Below are 16,703 nucleotides of genomic sequence, written 5' to 3'. Positions count from 1 at the left end.
CGCCCTCGAACCGCACGCGAATGAAGCGCAAATCAACTACCAGTTTTAAAAGAGCCAAATAAAAAATTCTTACTTTATAAGTGAAGCCCAAGGTGTAAAATGAAATTTATATTTTAATAATTTAATAGAAAAAAGGAGCAACATCTTTGAAGGAAAACAACAACAAATTTCAAGAACAGTCCCTTTTTAGTATTTCTTGGCCATTGTTCATCGAGCTTGCTCTCCATATGGGCATGGGAATTATCGCGACGTTAATGTTAAGCCATTACTCGGACAATGCTGCCGCTGGTGTAGGGGTTGCAAACCAGCTTTTGAACATATTTATTTTAGTTTTCACCGTTACATCAATTGGTGCCACCGTTCTAATCAGCCAAAACCTCGGCGCAGGACGGCTGAAAAACGCACGTCAGTTATCCCGCTCCGTTTTTGGGCTGAACTTTTGGTTTGGCATTACAATAGCGATTATCATTTTTTTCTTTGGTGGACACCTATTAAGTTTATTTGACATCCACGGCAAAGTGTATAGCTACGGTCTGACGTTTGTTCGAATTTGCGGAATCTCCCTCTTTTTCGAATCGATCTCACTTGCTTTAAGCGCCGTCCTTCGCAGCCATGGCTACACCAAAGAATCAATGGTTGTAACAGTAGTAATGGACTTAATCAGTATTGCCGGGAATATCATTGCTCTTTCTGGGTTATTCGGAATTCCGGTTACAGGTGTAACGGGTGTTTCATGGGCCATGGTGGCAGCCCGGGCCTACGCAGTCGCTGCACTGATCTACCTCGTCTATAATCGGCTTTCACTTAAGCTGGAAATTAGTGATATTTTCAAAACAAAAAAAGAGGATATTAAAGAGCTGCTTTCCATCGGCATTCCGTCGGCTGGAGAAAATCTTTCCTACCAATTATCACAGCTGGTTATAACCAGCTTTGTCGTTTCAATGGGAACAGCCTCCCTGGCAGCGAGAGTCTATATTTTAAATATTAATATGGTTTGCTTTTTATTCACGCTCGCAATTGCTCAAGGTACACAACTTCTGGTTGCACGTTACATCGGCGGCAAACAGTTCGACAAGGCTCTTCGCCGCGGTATACGTACGTTAAAAGTTGCGATGGCTGCATCAACTGTTACTTCATTGATCATAGCATTGATTGGCTCGCCGATTTTAAAGACTTTTACACAAGATCCAAGTATCATTGCCATTGGCCTCCCAGTGTTATGGGCGATCGCGTTTGTGGAACCTGGCCGGGCGATGAATATCGTTTTAATGAATTCACTTAAATCCGCGGGCGATGTTCGTTTTCCTGTGATAATTGGAATCATTTCCATGTGGGGAATAGCAGTCTCCCTAAGTTATATACTAGGAGTTCATTATGGGCTGGGCCTTTTAGGAATTTGGCTAGCCCAGGGTGCAGATGAATGGCTCAGGGGCTGTTTCGCTTTAAGACGCTGGCTGCTGAAACCTTGGGAACGGTTCAGGAAAGTACATGTAACTGTTTAGAGAATTTCAAAAAAAGTGGTATCCCAATTAAATTGGGATACCACTTTTTTCATCCTTTCGGAAAAGAAACTGTCCGAGTTGGTCTGCAGGTAAAGGCTTACTAAATAAATATCCCTGGCCAATATCACAGGCATTATTCTTTAAAAAAGATACCTGTTCTTCGTTTTCAATTCCCTCCGCAATAACGGTAAAGTTCAAATTTAAGCCCATATCAATAATCGTTTTTACCATCATTCCTTGATTGGAATGATAAAGAATATCATCGACAAAGGATTTATCGATCTTGATTTTATCAATTGGAAGATGTTTCAAATAACTAAGCGAAGAGTAACCCGTTCCAAAATCATCAATGGATAACAAGACTCCAAGTTCTTTCAAGTGGTTTAATATAATCGTAGAATTGTCCAGGTTTTGCATGATACTTTCGGTAATTTCAAGCTCCAGCTGGCTGACCTTCAGACCAACGTCATCTAATAAAGTTGAAATAAATTCAATGAGATGATCATCTTCAAACTGCCTTACGGAGACATTGACCGCTATTGGAAAATCACGCAGCCCGGCAATCTCCCACATTTTTCTTTGCTTACACGCTTCTTTTAACACCCATTTACCAATCGGAACAATCAATCCTGTTTCCTCCGCCAGTGGAATAAATTCAGAAGGCGAAATAAACCCATGTTCAGGATGGTGCCAGCGGAGCAATGCTTCGATTCCAACAATTTCTCCTGTCGTCAGGGACAGCTGTGGCTGATAAAAAAGCTGCAATTGATCATGCTCCAATGCTTTCCGCAATCCATTTTCCAGCTCCATTTTTCGAATCGAGATCCCGTTTAATTGAGAGGAATAAAATTGAAAGGTATTCTTTCCGCGCTCTTTCGCTTTGTACATGGCGATATCAGCATTTTTTATGAGTGTTTCCTCATCTGTTCCGTCATCAGGATAAATGCTAATGCCGATACTAGGAGTAACAAAAAATTCTTGGTTATTTACCTCTAATGCCTCGGAAAATTCATTCAGAATCCGCCCTGCTATCTCTGAGGCCTTCTCCCTATTGATATCCTCTAGTAAAATAATAAACTCATCGCCGCCCTGCCTCGAAACAAAACCTTCGCTTTCAACCGCTGTTTCCAATTTGCCCGAGACCTTTTGCAGAATGACATCTCCAATGGTATGTCCTTTTGTATCATTAATGATCTTAAAGCGGTCTAAATCAAGGAACAATACCGCCAGCATTTTTTCCCCTTGTTGTTTTAAGACTTTATTCAACTGTTGTCTAAACCGATTTCGATTTGGCAGTCCTGTTAATGTATCAAAATAGGCCATCGTCTTAATAGTTTTATCTGCTTTCTTTCGCTCAGTGATATCCCTGCCTACAACCTGAACAGCAAATCTGCCTTCATAGAGAATTGGAGTTGTAGCCATTTCCACATCAATCGTCTCGCCATCGAGCCGTTTTACTTGAAATTCAAGTCTAATTCTCTCTTGATCACGGTTACCAGTGTTTCCTGATTTATTGGAAAACCTTTCGATTATGTCTTGAGGGACAAACTTAAAAGGCGATTTACCAATTAATTCATCTGGACTGCTGGCGCCAACTAGCTTACAGCCTGCTTCGTTAATATATTCGATCTTAAATCGGCTAACAACTGAAATAATGTCAGGTGACATTTCTACTAAACTACGATACCGGCCTTCAGTTTCTTTTCTGTCTGTGATGTCAAATAATACACTATTAAAATCGACAAAATTCCCTTTACTATCTAATGTTGGAAACCCCCTATCCTGAATCCAGCGTACTTCACCGTCAGGACGGATAATCCGATATTCACTGGTAACTGTCTCACCTGCGGCAACCTTTTTTTCTCTTTCTGATAAAACATGTAAATCCTCTGGGTAGATTACTTTTTTCCAAAGGTTTAAATCATTATAGAAATCGGTATAGGAATACCCGTACAATTTTTCAATCCCTGGAGTAATTAAAAGTGTATCTGATTTTAAATCATGTGACCAAATCGCCACATCCAGTGTATCAAATATATTTTTTAATTTTAGTTTATTTTGTCTGAGTTCCTCATCTTTTCTCCTGGAACTTTCCATCATGAAAGGTAGACTTCCAAACAGAATAACGATGGATGCATACTTTAAGAATGTTATAGATGGAAAAAATATTGAAATGACAACATCTAATAATTCTGATAAAACAAGCAGGCAAAAGGTTAGGACCCAATTAACATTATATTCAAAAAATTTGGTTCTCACATGGTTTCTCCTTTTTCCACCCTATAATTCACCTAATATATGATATATTTCTATCTATAAAATAACAAAAATCTTTTTACATAATAAATCAATTTTTGATTAATTGGAAGCGGTTACATCATTTTCCTACCCTGAATCACATCATTCATGAGAGTGTATGAATATGATATTTTTTAGTCCGCTAACATAATGAAAGAGACGATTCGCTCCGAGCCGTCTCTTTTATTATTAATATAATTCTTATCTATTAATCAATGTATTCCAATATTTGTTCTTTTGCAGGCAGCGATGAGATGGCTCCTTTTCCTGTTGTGGTCAATGCCCCGCTTCCATTAGAAAAGGCGAGTATTTCCTTGCTGTTTGTCTGTAATTTATCCTCCAGGCTGCCCTGATCTGCCTTCATTTCCAAAAGCTTATAAAGAAAGCCTCCAATAAAGGCATCTCCCGCACCGGTTGTGTCCTGAACTTCAACAGCAAAGCCCCTTGATTCATACTTTTTGCCATTTACATAAAGATCGGCACCTAAAGCTCCTTTTGTATAAACGACCGCTTTTACATTGCCGGTGAATAGGGATTGGACGGCCTTATCGATATCCGTTTTCCCCGTAATAAATTCAAGTTCCTCATCTGAAATTTTTACAATATGGGCAAGCGGAAGAAATTCGCGGATTGCTTTTTGGCATGCTTCCGGGCTTTCCCATAATGGCAGCCTTACATTAGGATCAAAGCTGACAATTCCATCATTGTCCACTACTGCCTGGATCGCTTTTTTATGTGCTTGTTTCATCGGACTTTCAACCAAATCCACAGAACAAAAATGAAGAATGTCCCCCGCACTAAACCAGGAAGGATTAATTTCTTCTTCCTTTAATAACAGATCGGATGATGGGTTCCGATAAAATGAAAAATCCCTTTCTCCATTATTCTTTAATGACACAAAGGCAAGGCCAGTATTCGCTTCCTTCGTGCGGAAAATTTTATCCGTTTCAACACCTGCCTCTTGCAGCTGTTCAATCAGAAAATCACCGAAAGCATCCAATCCCAGCTTCGTAATCATCGCTGATGTTCCTCCGTATTTTGCCACTGCCGCAGCCACATTGGCCGGTGCACCTCCCGGGGCGCGTTCAAACGAAATGACATCCTTGAGATTGACCCCTTTTCGCAGCGGGACAAAATCAATTAATACCTCGCCAATTGCAAATAATTTCCCCAACTCAATTACCTCTCTTTTTAAATACTGTCCTACGAAACTGCCCATTTCACCGCATTCAGATGGACTTGCCCATCCTTGGCAAAAAATCGAATGCCAGTACTTTCTTTCTTCGGAAATATTCTGGATGTAAACACTTCTTCTCCATCGTTAATAAAGATTTCGACAGAAGAAACATCAACAAAAACATGAAATTTTATTTTTTCTGCTTCTAAATGACACTTTCTTATCGTACCAAATTTTTCGGCAAATGGCTGACCGGAAAAGGTACGATCCAAAACAATTTTTTTAGTGGCGTTTTCGTATTTAATGATGGTTTTTTCTTGTTCTCCAACTCGAAGCTCCATTCCAAACTCATCAGCTTCAGCTTCAGTAAATTCGGCAATTAACTCATAGGTTTCTCCATGAAACCCATCAATCTCCTGACTGCCGTTTGTAATGATGGTTTCAACAGTAATTTCTTCACCTCGAAGCTTTTTTAGCTCACATACAGGGGTTTGAACTAATTTATTGTCTCTTATTGTGACTTCTCTCGGAAGTGTCAAACAATGGGCCCACCCGTATTGATCAGTCGGATAATCAATCTCCGGAAGCCCCATCCATCCTGACAAAATTCTTCGCCCGTTTGGATCAAGCATCGTTTGTGGAGCATAAAAATCAAATCCACGGTCCAGCTCAGTAAAGCTGCCATGTACAAAATTTCTTTCCGCAACATCTAGATTATCGCCAATGATATAGCCGGATTGATAAATATTTTGAAATTCATCTTCCTTAGGAGGAATGCCCTGTGGGGAGAAAATTAATATGCCCTTATTGTTCAGTTCAAAATAATCGGGACATTCCCACATATAGCCGAAATGCCGCATGTCTGTCATGATTTCCCCTTCAAATTTCCAGTCTATCATGTTTGGTGAGCTATACAGTAAGACACAGCCCGTCTCATCAGAACGCTGTGCACCGATAATCGCGTAAAAGCTTTCTCCCGATTTCCAAACCTTAGGATCACGAAAATGCTCAGTATACCCTGTTGGGATCTTTGAAATTACCGGCTTATTCATTTTTGTAATCTTTCCGCTTGGATTCATGATAGCGATACATTGATACGGATTCCTGACCCAATTTTCATCACGGGTATTTCCGGTGTACATTAAATAAAGGTTTCCATTATGCTCGATGGCGCTTCCCGAATAGGCGCCATGGCTGTCAAAATAATCATGTGGTTCGATGGCAATTCCGGCGTTTTCCCAATGAACAAGATCTTTGGATTTCGTATGATACCAATATTTTAAGCCATGTATTGGTCCTAACGGGAACCACTGATAAAACAAATGATATTCCCCTTCATAAAAAGAAAAACCGTTAGGGTCATTTAATAGTCCCGTAACAGGCTGGATATGGAATTTCTGGCGCCATGGACATTCATTAACCCTTATTGAAAGTTCTTGTATTTCCTTTTCCCCTGCTTCATCTAATCGTTTATATCTCTGTTCTTTTGTCCAATTCATTGATGCAACCTCTCTTTACAACAAAGAGAGGAGAATCCTCCTCGATTCTCCATCCTTTGCTTCATTTTATTATGCCGCAGTCTGTGAAGTTTCCTTGGCTTGTTTCGAAGCATTTCTCTTTGCCAATACCATTGTTGTGAAAAAAGCAATTGTAAAGGAAATGGCCATTCCTAAAATATAAAACGTGATGCTGCCTGGCTTTATCGAGATTATTCCAGGAAAACCAGCCGCACCAAGGGCAATGGCTTTCACTTTAAATAATGAAATAAACGCTGACCCTGCAGCAGAACCTGCTATCGCTCCAATAAATGGGTACCTTAGTTTTAAGTTCACACCAAACATCGCAGGCTCGGTTATCCCCAATAATGCGGAAATACCGGCAGCAGATGCTACCCCTTTAATTTTGCTGTCTTTCGTCTTTAGCAGTACGGCAATGGTTGCAGCACCCTGGGCTACGTTTGACATCGCTGCAATCGGAAAGATGAATGATCCTCCTGTTTTAGCAATATCCGCCAATAATTGTGTTTCAACGGCAATAAAGCTATGGTGCATACCTGTAATAACAATTGGTGCATAAACTAGTCCGAAAATGGCTCCGCCTATGAAACCTGTTGTATCGTACATCCAAACTAATCCATCTGTCAGGAAATTACCTGCGGACCGCATCACTGGTCCAACTAAAGTAAAGGTCAATACCCCAGTAATAAAAATTGCCAATAGCGGTGTAATTAAATTGTCCAAAGCCGATGGTACACGCTTTCTTAAGAAGGTTTCTGTTTTGGCTAAAATATAAGAAGCAGCTAAGACAGGAAGAACCGTTCCCTGATATCCTACCTTTTGAATTTCAAACCCAAAGATTTTCCAGACTGGGATTTTCCCCTCTGCTAACGCAGCACCATATCCCCATCCATTCAATAAATCCGGGTGAACCATCAGCATCCCCAATGCCGCACCAAGATAGGGATTTCCACCAAACCGCTGGGTGGCTGAAAAACCGATTAAAACTGGGAGGAAAACGAAGGCTGCATTGGCAAACGTGTTAATAAGTGCAGCTAAATCCGCCATTTGCGGATAGGCTTGAATCAGGGATTTTCCATCTATAAATAAGTCCGAAGCAGTCAGAACATTGTTAAGCCCCATTAAGAGACCGCCGGCAACAATGGCCGGGATAATCGGAACAAAGATATCAGAAAGCATTTTAACAAATTGCTGAAGCGGGTTTAATTTTTTCGCTCCCGCCTCTTTCACTTCTTTTGTCGACATTTCCGTCAGACCTGTTAAATCAGCAAATTCTTTGTAAACTTTATTGACTGTTCCAGCTCCAATAATAATTTGATACTGGCCGCCAGTTGAAAAAGTTCCTTTTACGATGTCCATTTTGTCCAGTTTGACTTGATCGACAGCCTCTTCGTCATGCAGTACTAATCTTAAACGGGTTGCACAGTGCGCAGCTGCTGATACATTCGCTTTTCCGCCCAGCGCCTCAAGAATCTCACTTGCTTCCTTTTTTAAATCCATACCCATCTCCTCCTTTTTTATAGGTTCCTTTAGGAACCGGTTCCAAATTTACTTAAAAAAATAAATGATTTCACTAACGTCGTTTAGGAACCGGTTCCATTTTATTCTAAAAAGAAAACCGAGTGATTGGAACCGGTTTCTTAAGAGTATTATAGTTCAGTTCAATTTAGTTTGTCAACGCTTTCTCGTTCAATAATTTCATATTTTGATTTAGTCAATTTTTCCACTTGTTCCCCGTTCACCAGCCTGACAATATTTTGTGCCGCCAATTGCCCCGCTTCTTTATAATAAAACTTGGCAGTGGTTAATGCCGGGTGAATGACTTCGGTGATTTCATACCCCCCGAAACCCACAATGGAAAGGTCTTGCGGCACTTTCAATCCTTTTAAATAGGCTGCCTTTAATGCTCCCAGCGCAATATTGTCTGTGGCACAAAACAAGATCGTTGGTTTGCATTCGCTTATTATTTTTAAAGCTTCTCTCATTGCATCCTTAATTTTAAAGCCGGTCTCATAATAATGAACTTCACAATCTGGATGGTTCTCAATCGCAGCTGTAAACCCTTGTTTGCGTTTAACACCAACGGATATATCTGCTTCCGTTACTCCCAAATAGGCTATTTTTCGATGTCCTTTATTTAAAATATAAGCAGCCAAATCGTACCCGGCGGAAAAATCATCATGAATAAGGCTGTAGGTATGTTCATCTTGCTGGCCTACTAGAATCACAGGAATTTGAACACTGGCAAACGCCTCCAAATGGGCTTCAGTAATGACGGTGGCAAGCAGAATAATCCCAGCAATCTTCTGCCGCTCGAAACTATAAATACTTTCAATCTCTCTTTCTAAATCTTGATTGGTATTCGCAATCAACATTTGAAAGCCTTGTTCCCTTAAATGTTCATCGATGCCAATCAACGTATTGGAAGCAGCATACGAGTCAAGCCTCGGGACGATTGTTCCAATGATATTTGTTTTTTTCGCTTTTAAACTTTGAGCAAACGTGTTCGGTATATAACCAGTTTCATTTATGACCAGTTCAATTTTCTTTTTGGTCGCGTCGCTGACAGAGCCTCCATTTAAATAGCGGGAAACAGTACTCTTTGCAACACCAGCAATTTTGGCTATATCGGCAATGGTTTTAGTCATTGAATCTCCTCATTAATTTGCTATTTTTCTTCTAGTATACACAAATATCCTTTATATTAAAAAAATGAGCCGATATGGCTCATTTTTTTATTTTAATAAGTATACCCTTGTTTCATAAGGCTTTAATGTGAATTCTTTCCGTAATTTCTGTCCCGTTACATCATAATTATTTAGGATCAGTTCAGAAGCAGAATAGGACACATTAGAAGGTAATTTAAACCTTGTTTCTTTTTTACTGAAATTATTAATGACAATCGCCTTCTGGCTTCCTAATTGACGCTTATAGACAAACAGTTTCGGATGGTTTGCCAGCAATAATTCATAGGTGCCGTAAACAAAAAGCGGATTTTCTTTTCTTAAGCAGATTAGTTTTTTATAAAAAGAAAGAATGGAGTCTGGGTCTTCTAACTGTGCCGCAACGTTAATTTCCTTGTAATTTGGATTTACGCCAAGCCATGTTTGATCTCCGGCCGTAAATCCGCCCATGTTTCCAGAACTCCACTGCATCGGGGTACGGGAATTATCACGGCCTTTTTCCCAGATCACCTTCATGACTTCATCATGGGAACGGCCTTTTGCTGTTTCAATCTTATAGTAATTAATCATGCCGACATCATTATAATCTTCAATTGAAGGGAATTGGACATTCGTCATGCCAATTTCCTGGCCTTGATATATAAACGGTGTGCCCTTCATTAAGAAATAGAGAGCACCCAGCATTTTCGCACTTTCTTTCCAAAATTCTTGGTCATTTCCCCAGCTTGATACACGGCGCGGCTGATCATGGTTTTCAATAAACAATGCATTCCAGCCTCTGCCCTCCAGGCCTTTTTGCCATTTTGTTAACACCTTTTTCAATTTACGAACGTCGATGGAACCGTCTGTATCTTTATCCCAAAGGTCTAGAAATTCAAATTGAAAAATCATATTGAAATAGCCGTTTTCTTCGCCGACCCACTTGTCTGCATCATCAAGCCCGACACCGTTAGCTTCTCCGACTGTCATGATGTCATAGTTATTGATTGTTTTTTCGGATAGTTCTGTGAGGAATTCATCAATTCCATCAACATTCATCATATAGTCGAAGCAAGGAACGTAATCTAATTTTTTCGGGTTTGGCATGTCTGGGAATCCTGGTTCCTTTTTAATATGCGAAATCGCATCAACACGGAAACCGTCAATTCCTTTGTCCAACCACCAATTGACCATGTTATGGAGTGCGTTTCTTACGTCTGAGTTTTCCCAGTTTAAATCAGGCTGGCGCGCTGAGAAGATATGCATGAAATATTGATTGGTTTCTTCATCATATTTCCAAGCGGGACCGCTAAAGATTGATTCCCAGTTATTTGGTTCTTTTCCGTCTTTTCCATCCCGCCAAATGTACCAATCACGCTTTGGATTGTCTTTTGAAGAGCGGGATTCAATAAACCAAGGATGCTCATCACTAGTATGATTTATGACGAGGTCGAGAATAAGCTTCATCCCCCTCTGATGAACTCCTTCGAGGAGCTCATCAAAATCTGCCATTGTTCCGAATTCATCCATAATATCCTGGTAATCGGAAATATCGTAGCCATTATCATCGTTCGGTGATTTGTACATCGGTGACAACCAAATGACGTCAATTCCCAATTCTTTGAGATAATCCAGTTTGGAGGTGACTCCTTTAAGGTCTCCAATTCCGTCGCCATTGCTATCCATAAAGCTACGAGGATAAACTTGATAGGCGACAGCTTCTTTCCACCATTTTTTGTTCATTTGGCACCTCTTTTTTTGAAAAATTAAGCTGTTTGCTTCAAAAACTATTACTTTTTGATACTTATTTTAGTAGTAAAAATTTTTATCGGCGAATTTTTAGGGTTTATCAGCGAATTTAACCGATTTATCAGCGAATTTTTCATTTTATCGGCGAATTTAGCCAATTTATCAGCGAATCGCAAAAATCCCGCTACACCCACCACATTTGTGCAACAGGTTCTTCAATTAAAACAGTCTTTAAATTATTTACAGCTCGTCTAAAGCCCTCATCAATGGACATAATCGGGTCTTCATGTTCGATGCTGACCACATAATCATAACCATAAGTACGAAGTGCACTCATCATATCAGACCATTCCTTTAAACTGTGACCGCAGCCAACCGAACGGAAGGTCCAGGCACGCGTCCGCACTTCCCCATATGGCTGCATATCTGTTAATCCATACATATTCACGTTTTCTTGATCAATGTATGTGTCTTTCGCATGGAAATGGTGAATCGCTCCTTCTTTGGCCAAAATTTTGATTGCCGCGACTGGGTCAATTCCTTGCCACCATAAATGGCTTGGATCTAAATTGGCACCTATAGCATCACAGGTTTCCTCGCGTAATTTCAACAACGTATAAGGTGTATGAACTAAAAAGCCGCCATGAAGCTCAAGTCCAATTTTCACATTATGCTCCTTGGCATATGCTCCAACCTCTTTCCAGTAAGGAATCAGTTTTTCTTCCCATTGCCACTTTAACACGTCACCATATTCGTTAGGCCAAGGTGTAACCGGCCAGTTAGGATATTTTGCTCCTTCATGATCGCCCGCTGTTCCTGAAAAACAGTTGACCACCGGCACACCCAACAGCGAGGCAAGCTTAATAGTTTTCAAAAGTGTCTCATGTGACTGGGCGGCAAATTCCTTTTCAGGTGAAATCGGATTGCCATGACAGCTAAATGCGCTAATAGTGAGTCCACGATTCTCTACCTTCTGAATGTACTCTTTGCGGGCTTCTTCACTTTCTAATAATGCATCTAAATCACAATGGCTATTCCCAGGGTAGCAGCCAGTTCCAATTTCAACTGCTTGAAGCCCTGCTTCTTTTACAGTATCCAACATATCTTCAAAGGATTTATCCGCAAATAAAACGGTAAAAACACCTAGTTTCATAATGAATTTCCCCCACTCTCATAGATTCTATCAATAATTTGTGAGACTTGAAGTGCTTCCTCCGGCTTTACCACCAGTTCATCCACACCTAGACAAGCATCGATAAAATTCTTCGCCTGCGGCACACCCGGATTTTCCTCACCTGAGAGCCAAGCGGCCTCACTGTTTAACAGCATTCCGTTCTTTGTTGTGTAAAGCTCAAACGGGAAGACGTTCAGACCACCGTCTACTCCTGAGATATTGACATTCGCTTGGTCGTCCTTGATATTCGCAGCCCATGACGTTTCAAACAGCATCGATGCCCCATTTTCAAATTTAATATAGGCAGTGACATGGTCATCAACATTAAAGGTTTCATGATCAAACGTACCCCATTGGTTCACTTGATTCGGTATTTTACTTAACGCGTTATATGTGGAGCCAGACACCGTAATTTCCTTTGGATTCCCCATTAGCCATAGCGCTAAATCAAGGAGATGGCAGCCAAAATCGATGAGGCTTCCGCCGCCTTGAAGGTCTTTATTGGTAAAAACACCCCAGCCTGGTACTTTACGGCGCCTTAGAGCTTGGACTCTTGCCACCAGTGGGGTCCCGACTTCGCTCATCGCTTTTTTTGCTGCTTGGGCTTCCTTCATAAAACGGTAATGATAAGCAATTGCGAGGACTTTTCCTGCTTTTTGAGAAGCGGCAATCATTCCCTTGCACTCTTCTGCATTTAGAGCCATCGGCTTCTCACAAAGAACATGAACTCCGGCCTCAAGGGCGGCAATGGTAATCTCAGCATGAAATTTATTTGGCGTACAGATACAAACCGCATCCACTTCGGTAAATAGCTGATGATAATCCTCAAATACGTGCGGAATATGATATTTTTCAGCGACTTCGCGAGCCCGTCCGCCATTTACATCACTTAAAGCAGTAATTTCACAAATGTCACTCAACTCTAGAAAAGCCGGAATATGGCGGTCCTGTGCGATCCCGCCTACCCCGATTATTCCAATACGAAGTTTTTTCATCGCTTTGTCACTCTCACAATTTGCTTTGTTTCATTAGATTCTAGTGCAGCTAAAATTACCTCTAGTGATTTCATGCCTTCTACACCTGGTACAGGCGGTTCTTGATCATGAAGGACAGTATCCACAAACTTTTCAATCACATGAGAATTTTGTTGCCCGCCCTCTTCATTCGATTGGATTTTTCCAAGCTCATATTTAACTACTTCTCCGTTGGCATATTGAACAACAAGTGAATGAACAGGATCGTCCTCTAACCGAAGAATCGCCTTTTCTCCATATATAATAGTAGAATTATCTTCTTTGCTTACGTACGCCCAGCTTGCCGCAAGGGTACCAATAATCCCGCTTTCTGTTTTTAAAACACAAACCGCATTATCATCAACATCCGCGAAATCCTTGGCACTAGTTTCTACAAACGAACCGACCTCAACGATTTCTTCCCCTAATACATAGCGTAGTAAATCTGTTTTATGGACACCTAAATCACCCATTGCTCCCACGAATGCTTTTTCTTTTTGGAAAAACCAGCCATCTTTTCCTTCCACACTCCAGCCTTCCGGACCGCCATGACCGAAAGCAGTACGGAAGCTGTAGATTTTGCCTACTTCGCCGCTGGCAATTAACTGGCGTGCTTTTTCATGAGAAGGTACGAAGCGCTGATTATGGGCAATCATTAACTTTTTGCCGCTTTTATCAGCTGCGGCGATCATTGCCTCTGCTTCCTGTTTCGAGGTTGCCATTGGTTTTTCACATAAAACATGAATACCTGCTTCTAACGCTGCAATCGAAATTGGGGCATGAAGATAATTTGGCGTACAAACGCTGACTGCGTCGACCAAACCGCTGTTTAATAACTCTTCATAGCTTGTGTAGGCAAACGCTCCGAATTTTTCAGCTACTTCCTTTGCTCGCTCTTCATTAATATCACAAACGGCCACAAGCTCTACATTTTTATTAGCTTTATATTCAGGTAAATGACGGTGCTGGGCAATACTGCCGCATCCGACAACTCCAACTCTTAGCTTTTCCATGTTTATTTGCCTCCTTTAATTTCTTCTAAAGGTTTTGCATTTCCGTAGACTGGACGTTCCCGTTTAACAGGCTTGGCCCACTTCACGGCATTGATAATAACTCGCTGGATTTGTGGGTTATGATAGGTAGGATATGTTTCATGACCAGGTCTGAAATAAAACACTTTTCCATTTCCGCGTTTGTATGTACAGCCGCTGCGGAATACTTCCCCGCCTTCAAACCAGCTTGTAAAAATAAGCTCATCAGGCTGCGGGATATCAAAATGCTCCCCGTACATTTCTTCTTTTTCTAATTCAATATATTCAGAGATTCCTTCTGTAATCGGATGGCTTGGACTCACAACCCAAAGGCGTTCTTTTTCATCCGCTTCGCGCCACTTCAAATCACAGCTCGTTCCCATTAATGTCTTAAAGATTTTTGAAAAATGGCCAGAGTGAAGGACAATCAGCCCCATGCCGTCAAGAACACGCTGCTGAACCTTTTGGACAATGTCATCCTTTACTTCGCCATGGGCGAGATGCCCCCACCAGACTAATACATCCGTGTTGGCTAAAACTTCATCCGTTAAGCCGTGCTCCGGCTCATCAAGGGTTGCTGTTTTTGCTTGGATACCTTCTGACTTAAGGAATTCAGCGATTGTACCATGGATTCCGTTAGGGTATATGTCCCTTACAACCGGATTTTTTTGTTCGTGACGGTTTTCATTCCATACTGTTACTTTCAACATAACCTAACACTCCTTTTATTTTCTTTACTTATAATTTTAGAGAAAATGAGATTTAATGAAACGGCTTACATTGACTTATGGGGTGGAATATATTGAACTAGAAAGATTTCTTAAACGATTTTAAATAATTCATGCTGATTTCAATACTCTCAAATGGCGTACGGCGGCTAACATCCTGCTCAACCACCCACCACTGAACACCTGCATCTTCTCCCTTTTGAAGCACGGCTTCAATATCGACACCACCTGTCCCTAGCTCCGCAAAAAATTGCTCTCCATCTGTAGTCATATCTTTTAGGTGGATGAGAGGTATTCGATTTTTGTAACGATCCATCCACTCGACTGGCTTTTCTCCCGCTTTTGTCAGCCAATACACATCCAGTTCTGCCATCACATTATGGGAGTTTGTTTTATCAAATATTGCTTCAAGGTATGTTCTGCCATTCGACAACCGCTCTAGTTCAAAATCATGATTATGATAGCAAAGGGAGATCCCTTCCCGGCAGCATATTTCACCAGCATGATTTAAAAATGAAATAAGCTCTTTGTAATCTTCTTTACTGCGGCGGTCTGGCATTAAGTAAGGGCAGACCACATAGTTGCTTCCTAATATTTTCTGGTCTTCTATGACTTGGTACAGGTTGTTCTCCAATTGTTCAAGCGGCACATGGCTCGCTGCTGCCAGTAGACCAAGCTCATCTAATATTGCTTTTACTTCTATTACAGTCAATCCGCCATACCCGGCAAATTCAACCCCATCAAAGCCCAGCTCCGCCACTTTTTTTAAAGTGCCGGCAAAATCTTTTTCACTTTCTTCCCGCAATGTAAACATTTGTACAGCAATTGAAATGTTCAACATCCTTAACCCCCATTTCTTGAAACCTTTCTTATTTGATTACATCTTAAAGGGTGTATCGACAAATAAACATAGATGATATTATTAAAACATGTACTATTTTGCTATTTTGTTAGTATGGAGGGAGCTAATGACCACAAACATATTATTTTGCGGCTATTCTTATCACACAAATGGATATCATTCCCAACACAAATCAGGTTATCCGTCTTACCTTTTCCGTCTGCAAACAGAAGGTCTTTGCGAAGTAGTAGTGAAAGGAAGAAAAATGGAACTCCGGAAAGGCGACCTTCTCCTAATTAAACCAGGGGATCACTATGAACTGCTGGTTAAAGCAGGGCAAAACAGCGGGGACTATCACTTAGTCTGCGAAGGAGCTTGGGTGGATGATTGGTGGAACCGTTCCGTTAAGCCTGATGTCTCCCGTATCGACCTTGACGAAAAGCTGTTAGCATTATGGCACCATATCATGATTGAAAAGCGTCGTCCATCTTCCAGCCAAAATGAAGAGCTCTCAGGCTATTTGCTGCGAGCGCTCTGTTTATCTCTGGAAAGAGCAGTCAACGAAACAGTCCCTTCCTTCCATCACCCGTATACAGTTACACGAATGATGCGCTACATTGAAGAACATGCCACGCTCGCCATCAGAGTGGAGGATGTGGCTCGGCATGCAGGCCTCAGCGTCTCCCGGTCCGTTCATTTATTCAAAAGCAGCATCGGGAAAACGATAATGGAATACGCGCAGGAAATCCGCTTATCTGCGGCAATCGAGCGAATGAAGTATACGACTATGACGCTCGAGCAGATTGCAGTTGATTGCGGCTTCGGAACCTACCCATATTTTCACAAAGTATTTAAAAAGAAGTACGGTCTTGCTCCAGGATCTTACAGGCGGTTAGAATACTAGAATTAAGTGAGGGTTTTAATATTACTAGAAAAAGACATAGCATTCGGAGCTCTAAACACAGCGAATGCTTTCAATCTTTCCCTATGTTAACAAGTACCATTTGAAT

The 16,703-nt window shown here is 41.1% G+C and carries 13 protein-coding genes; 2 read left to right on the top strand and 11 right to left on the bottom strand.

Annotation, left to right across the window (positions count from 1 at the left end; all coding sequences use genetic code 11):
* The first annotated feature begins 146 nt into the window (after positions 1-146).
* Positions 147-1,502, top strand: a complete 1,356-nt coding sequence (locus ACIFOT_RS10425; RefSeq protein WP_430064418.1) for an MATE family efflux transporter — start codon at positions 147-149, stop codon at positions 1,500-1,502.
* Positions 1,503-1,529: 27 nt separating this feature from the next.
* Here ACIFOT_RS10425 and ACIFOT_RS10420 read toward each other — a convergent pair whose 3' ends face one another.
* From ACIFOT_RS10420 to ACIFOT_RS10370, 11 genes are all read right to left on the bottom strand, one after another.
* Positions 1,530-3,761, bottom strand: coding sequence for a sensor domain-containing protein (locus ACIFOT_RS10420; RefSeq protein WP_430064416.1), 2,232 nt, complete (start codon positions 3,759-3,761; stop codon positions 1,530-1,532).
* A 247-nt stretch (positions 3,762-4,008) separates the two neighbouring features.
* Complete coding sequence (locus tag ACIFOT_RS10415) at positions 4,009-4,974, bottom strand: carbohydrate kinase family protein (protein ID WP_430064414.1); 966 nt, start codon at positions 4,972-4,974, stop codon at positions 4,009-4,011.
* Between the two features lie 29 nt (positions 4,975-5,003).
* Entirely contained in the window at positions 5,004-6,476 is a 1,473-nt protein-coding gene (locus ACIFOT_RS10410; protein ID WP_430064412.1) for a glycoside hydrolase family 32 protein, read from the bottom strand.
* 69 nt (positions 6,477-6,545) lie between these two features.
* Positions 6,546-7,994 carry a sucrose-specific PTS transporter subunit IIBC gene (locus ACIFOT_RS10405; RefSeq protein ID WP_430064410.1) on the bottom strand — a complete coding sequence of 483 codons (1,449 nt, stop codon included), beginning with the start codon at positions 7,992-7,994 and terminating at the stop codon, positions 6,546-6,548.
* A gap of 161 nt (positions 7,995-8,155) precedes the next feature.
* On the bottom strand, positions 8,156-9,142 hold the full coding sequence (locus tag ACIFOT_RS10400) for a LacI family DNA-binding transcriptional regulator (protein ID WP_430064408.1): 987 nt from the start codon (positions 9,140-9,142) through the stop codon (positions 8,156-8,158).
* Between the two features lie 87 nt (positions 9,143-9,229).
* Positions 9,230-10,900 (bottom strand): glycoside hydrolase family 13 protein, encoded by a 1,671-nt coding sequence (locus tag ACIFOT_RS10395; RefSeq protein ID WP_430064406.1) that lies wholly within the window; start codon positions 10,898-10,900, stop codon positions 9,230-9,232.
* A 190-nt stretch (positions 10,901-11,090) separates the two neighbouring features.
* A complete protein-coding gene (locus ACIFOT_RS10390) occupies positions 11,091-12,059 on the bottom strand; it encodes a sugar phosphate isomerase/epimerase family protein (RefSeq protein ID WP_430064404.1) in 969 nt (322 codons plus the stop codon).
* Entirely contained in the window at positions 12,056-13,075 is a 1,020-nt protein-coding gene (locus ACIFOT_RS10385) for a Gfo/Idh/MocA family protein (protein ID WP_430064402.1), read from the bottom strand. Before ACIFOT_RS10385 ends, ACIFOT_RS10390 begins: the two co-directional genes overlap by 4 nt.
* Positions 13,072-14,106, bottom strand: a complete 1,035-nt coding sequence (locus tag ACIFOT_RS10380; protein WP_430064400.1) for a Gfo/Idh/MocA family protein — start codon at positions 14,104-14,106, stop codon at positions 13,072-13,074. The genes ACIFOT_RS10385 and ACIFOT_RS10380 overlap by 4 nt, the downstream gene beginning before the upstream one ends.
* 2 nt (positions 14,107-14,108) lie before the next feature.
* On the bottom strand, positions 14,109-14,834 hold the full coding sequence (locus ACIFOT_RS10375) for a ThuA domain-containing protein (RefSeq protein ID WP_430064399.1): 726 nt from the start codon (positions 14,832-14,834) through the stop codon (positions 14,109-14,111).
* Between the two features lie 97 nt (positions 14,835-14,931).
* The gene (locus tag ACIFOT_RS10370; RefSeq protein ID WP_430064397.1) at positions 14,932-15,693 is read right to left on the bottom strand and encodes a sugar phosphate isomerase/epimerase family protein; all 762 of its coding nucleotides are present in this window, start codon (positions 15,691-15,693) and stop codon (positions 14,932-14,934) included.
* A gap of 127 nt (positions 15,694-15,820) precedes the next feature.
* On the opposite strand from ACIFOT_RS10370, the gene ACIFOT_RS10365 reads away from it, so the two are divergent.
* A complete protein-coding gene (locus ACIFOT_RS10365) occupies positions 15,821-16,597 on the top strand; it encodes a helix-turn-helix domain-containing protein (protein ID WP_430064396.1) in 777 nt (258 codons plus the stop codon).
* Positions 16,598-16,703: the final 106 nt, after the last annotated feature.

The organism is Neobacillus sp. NRS-1170 (genome assembly GCF_050468025.1).
This window is presented reverse-complemented; position numbering and strand designations above follow the sequence as displayed.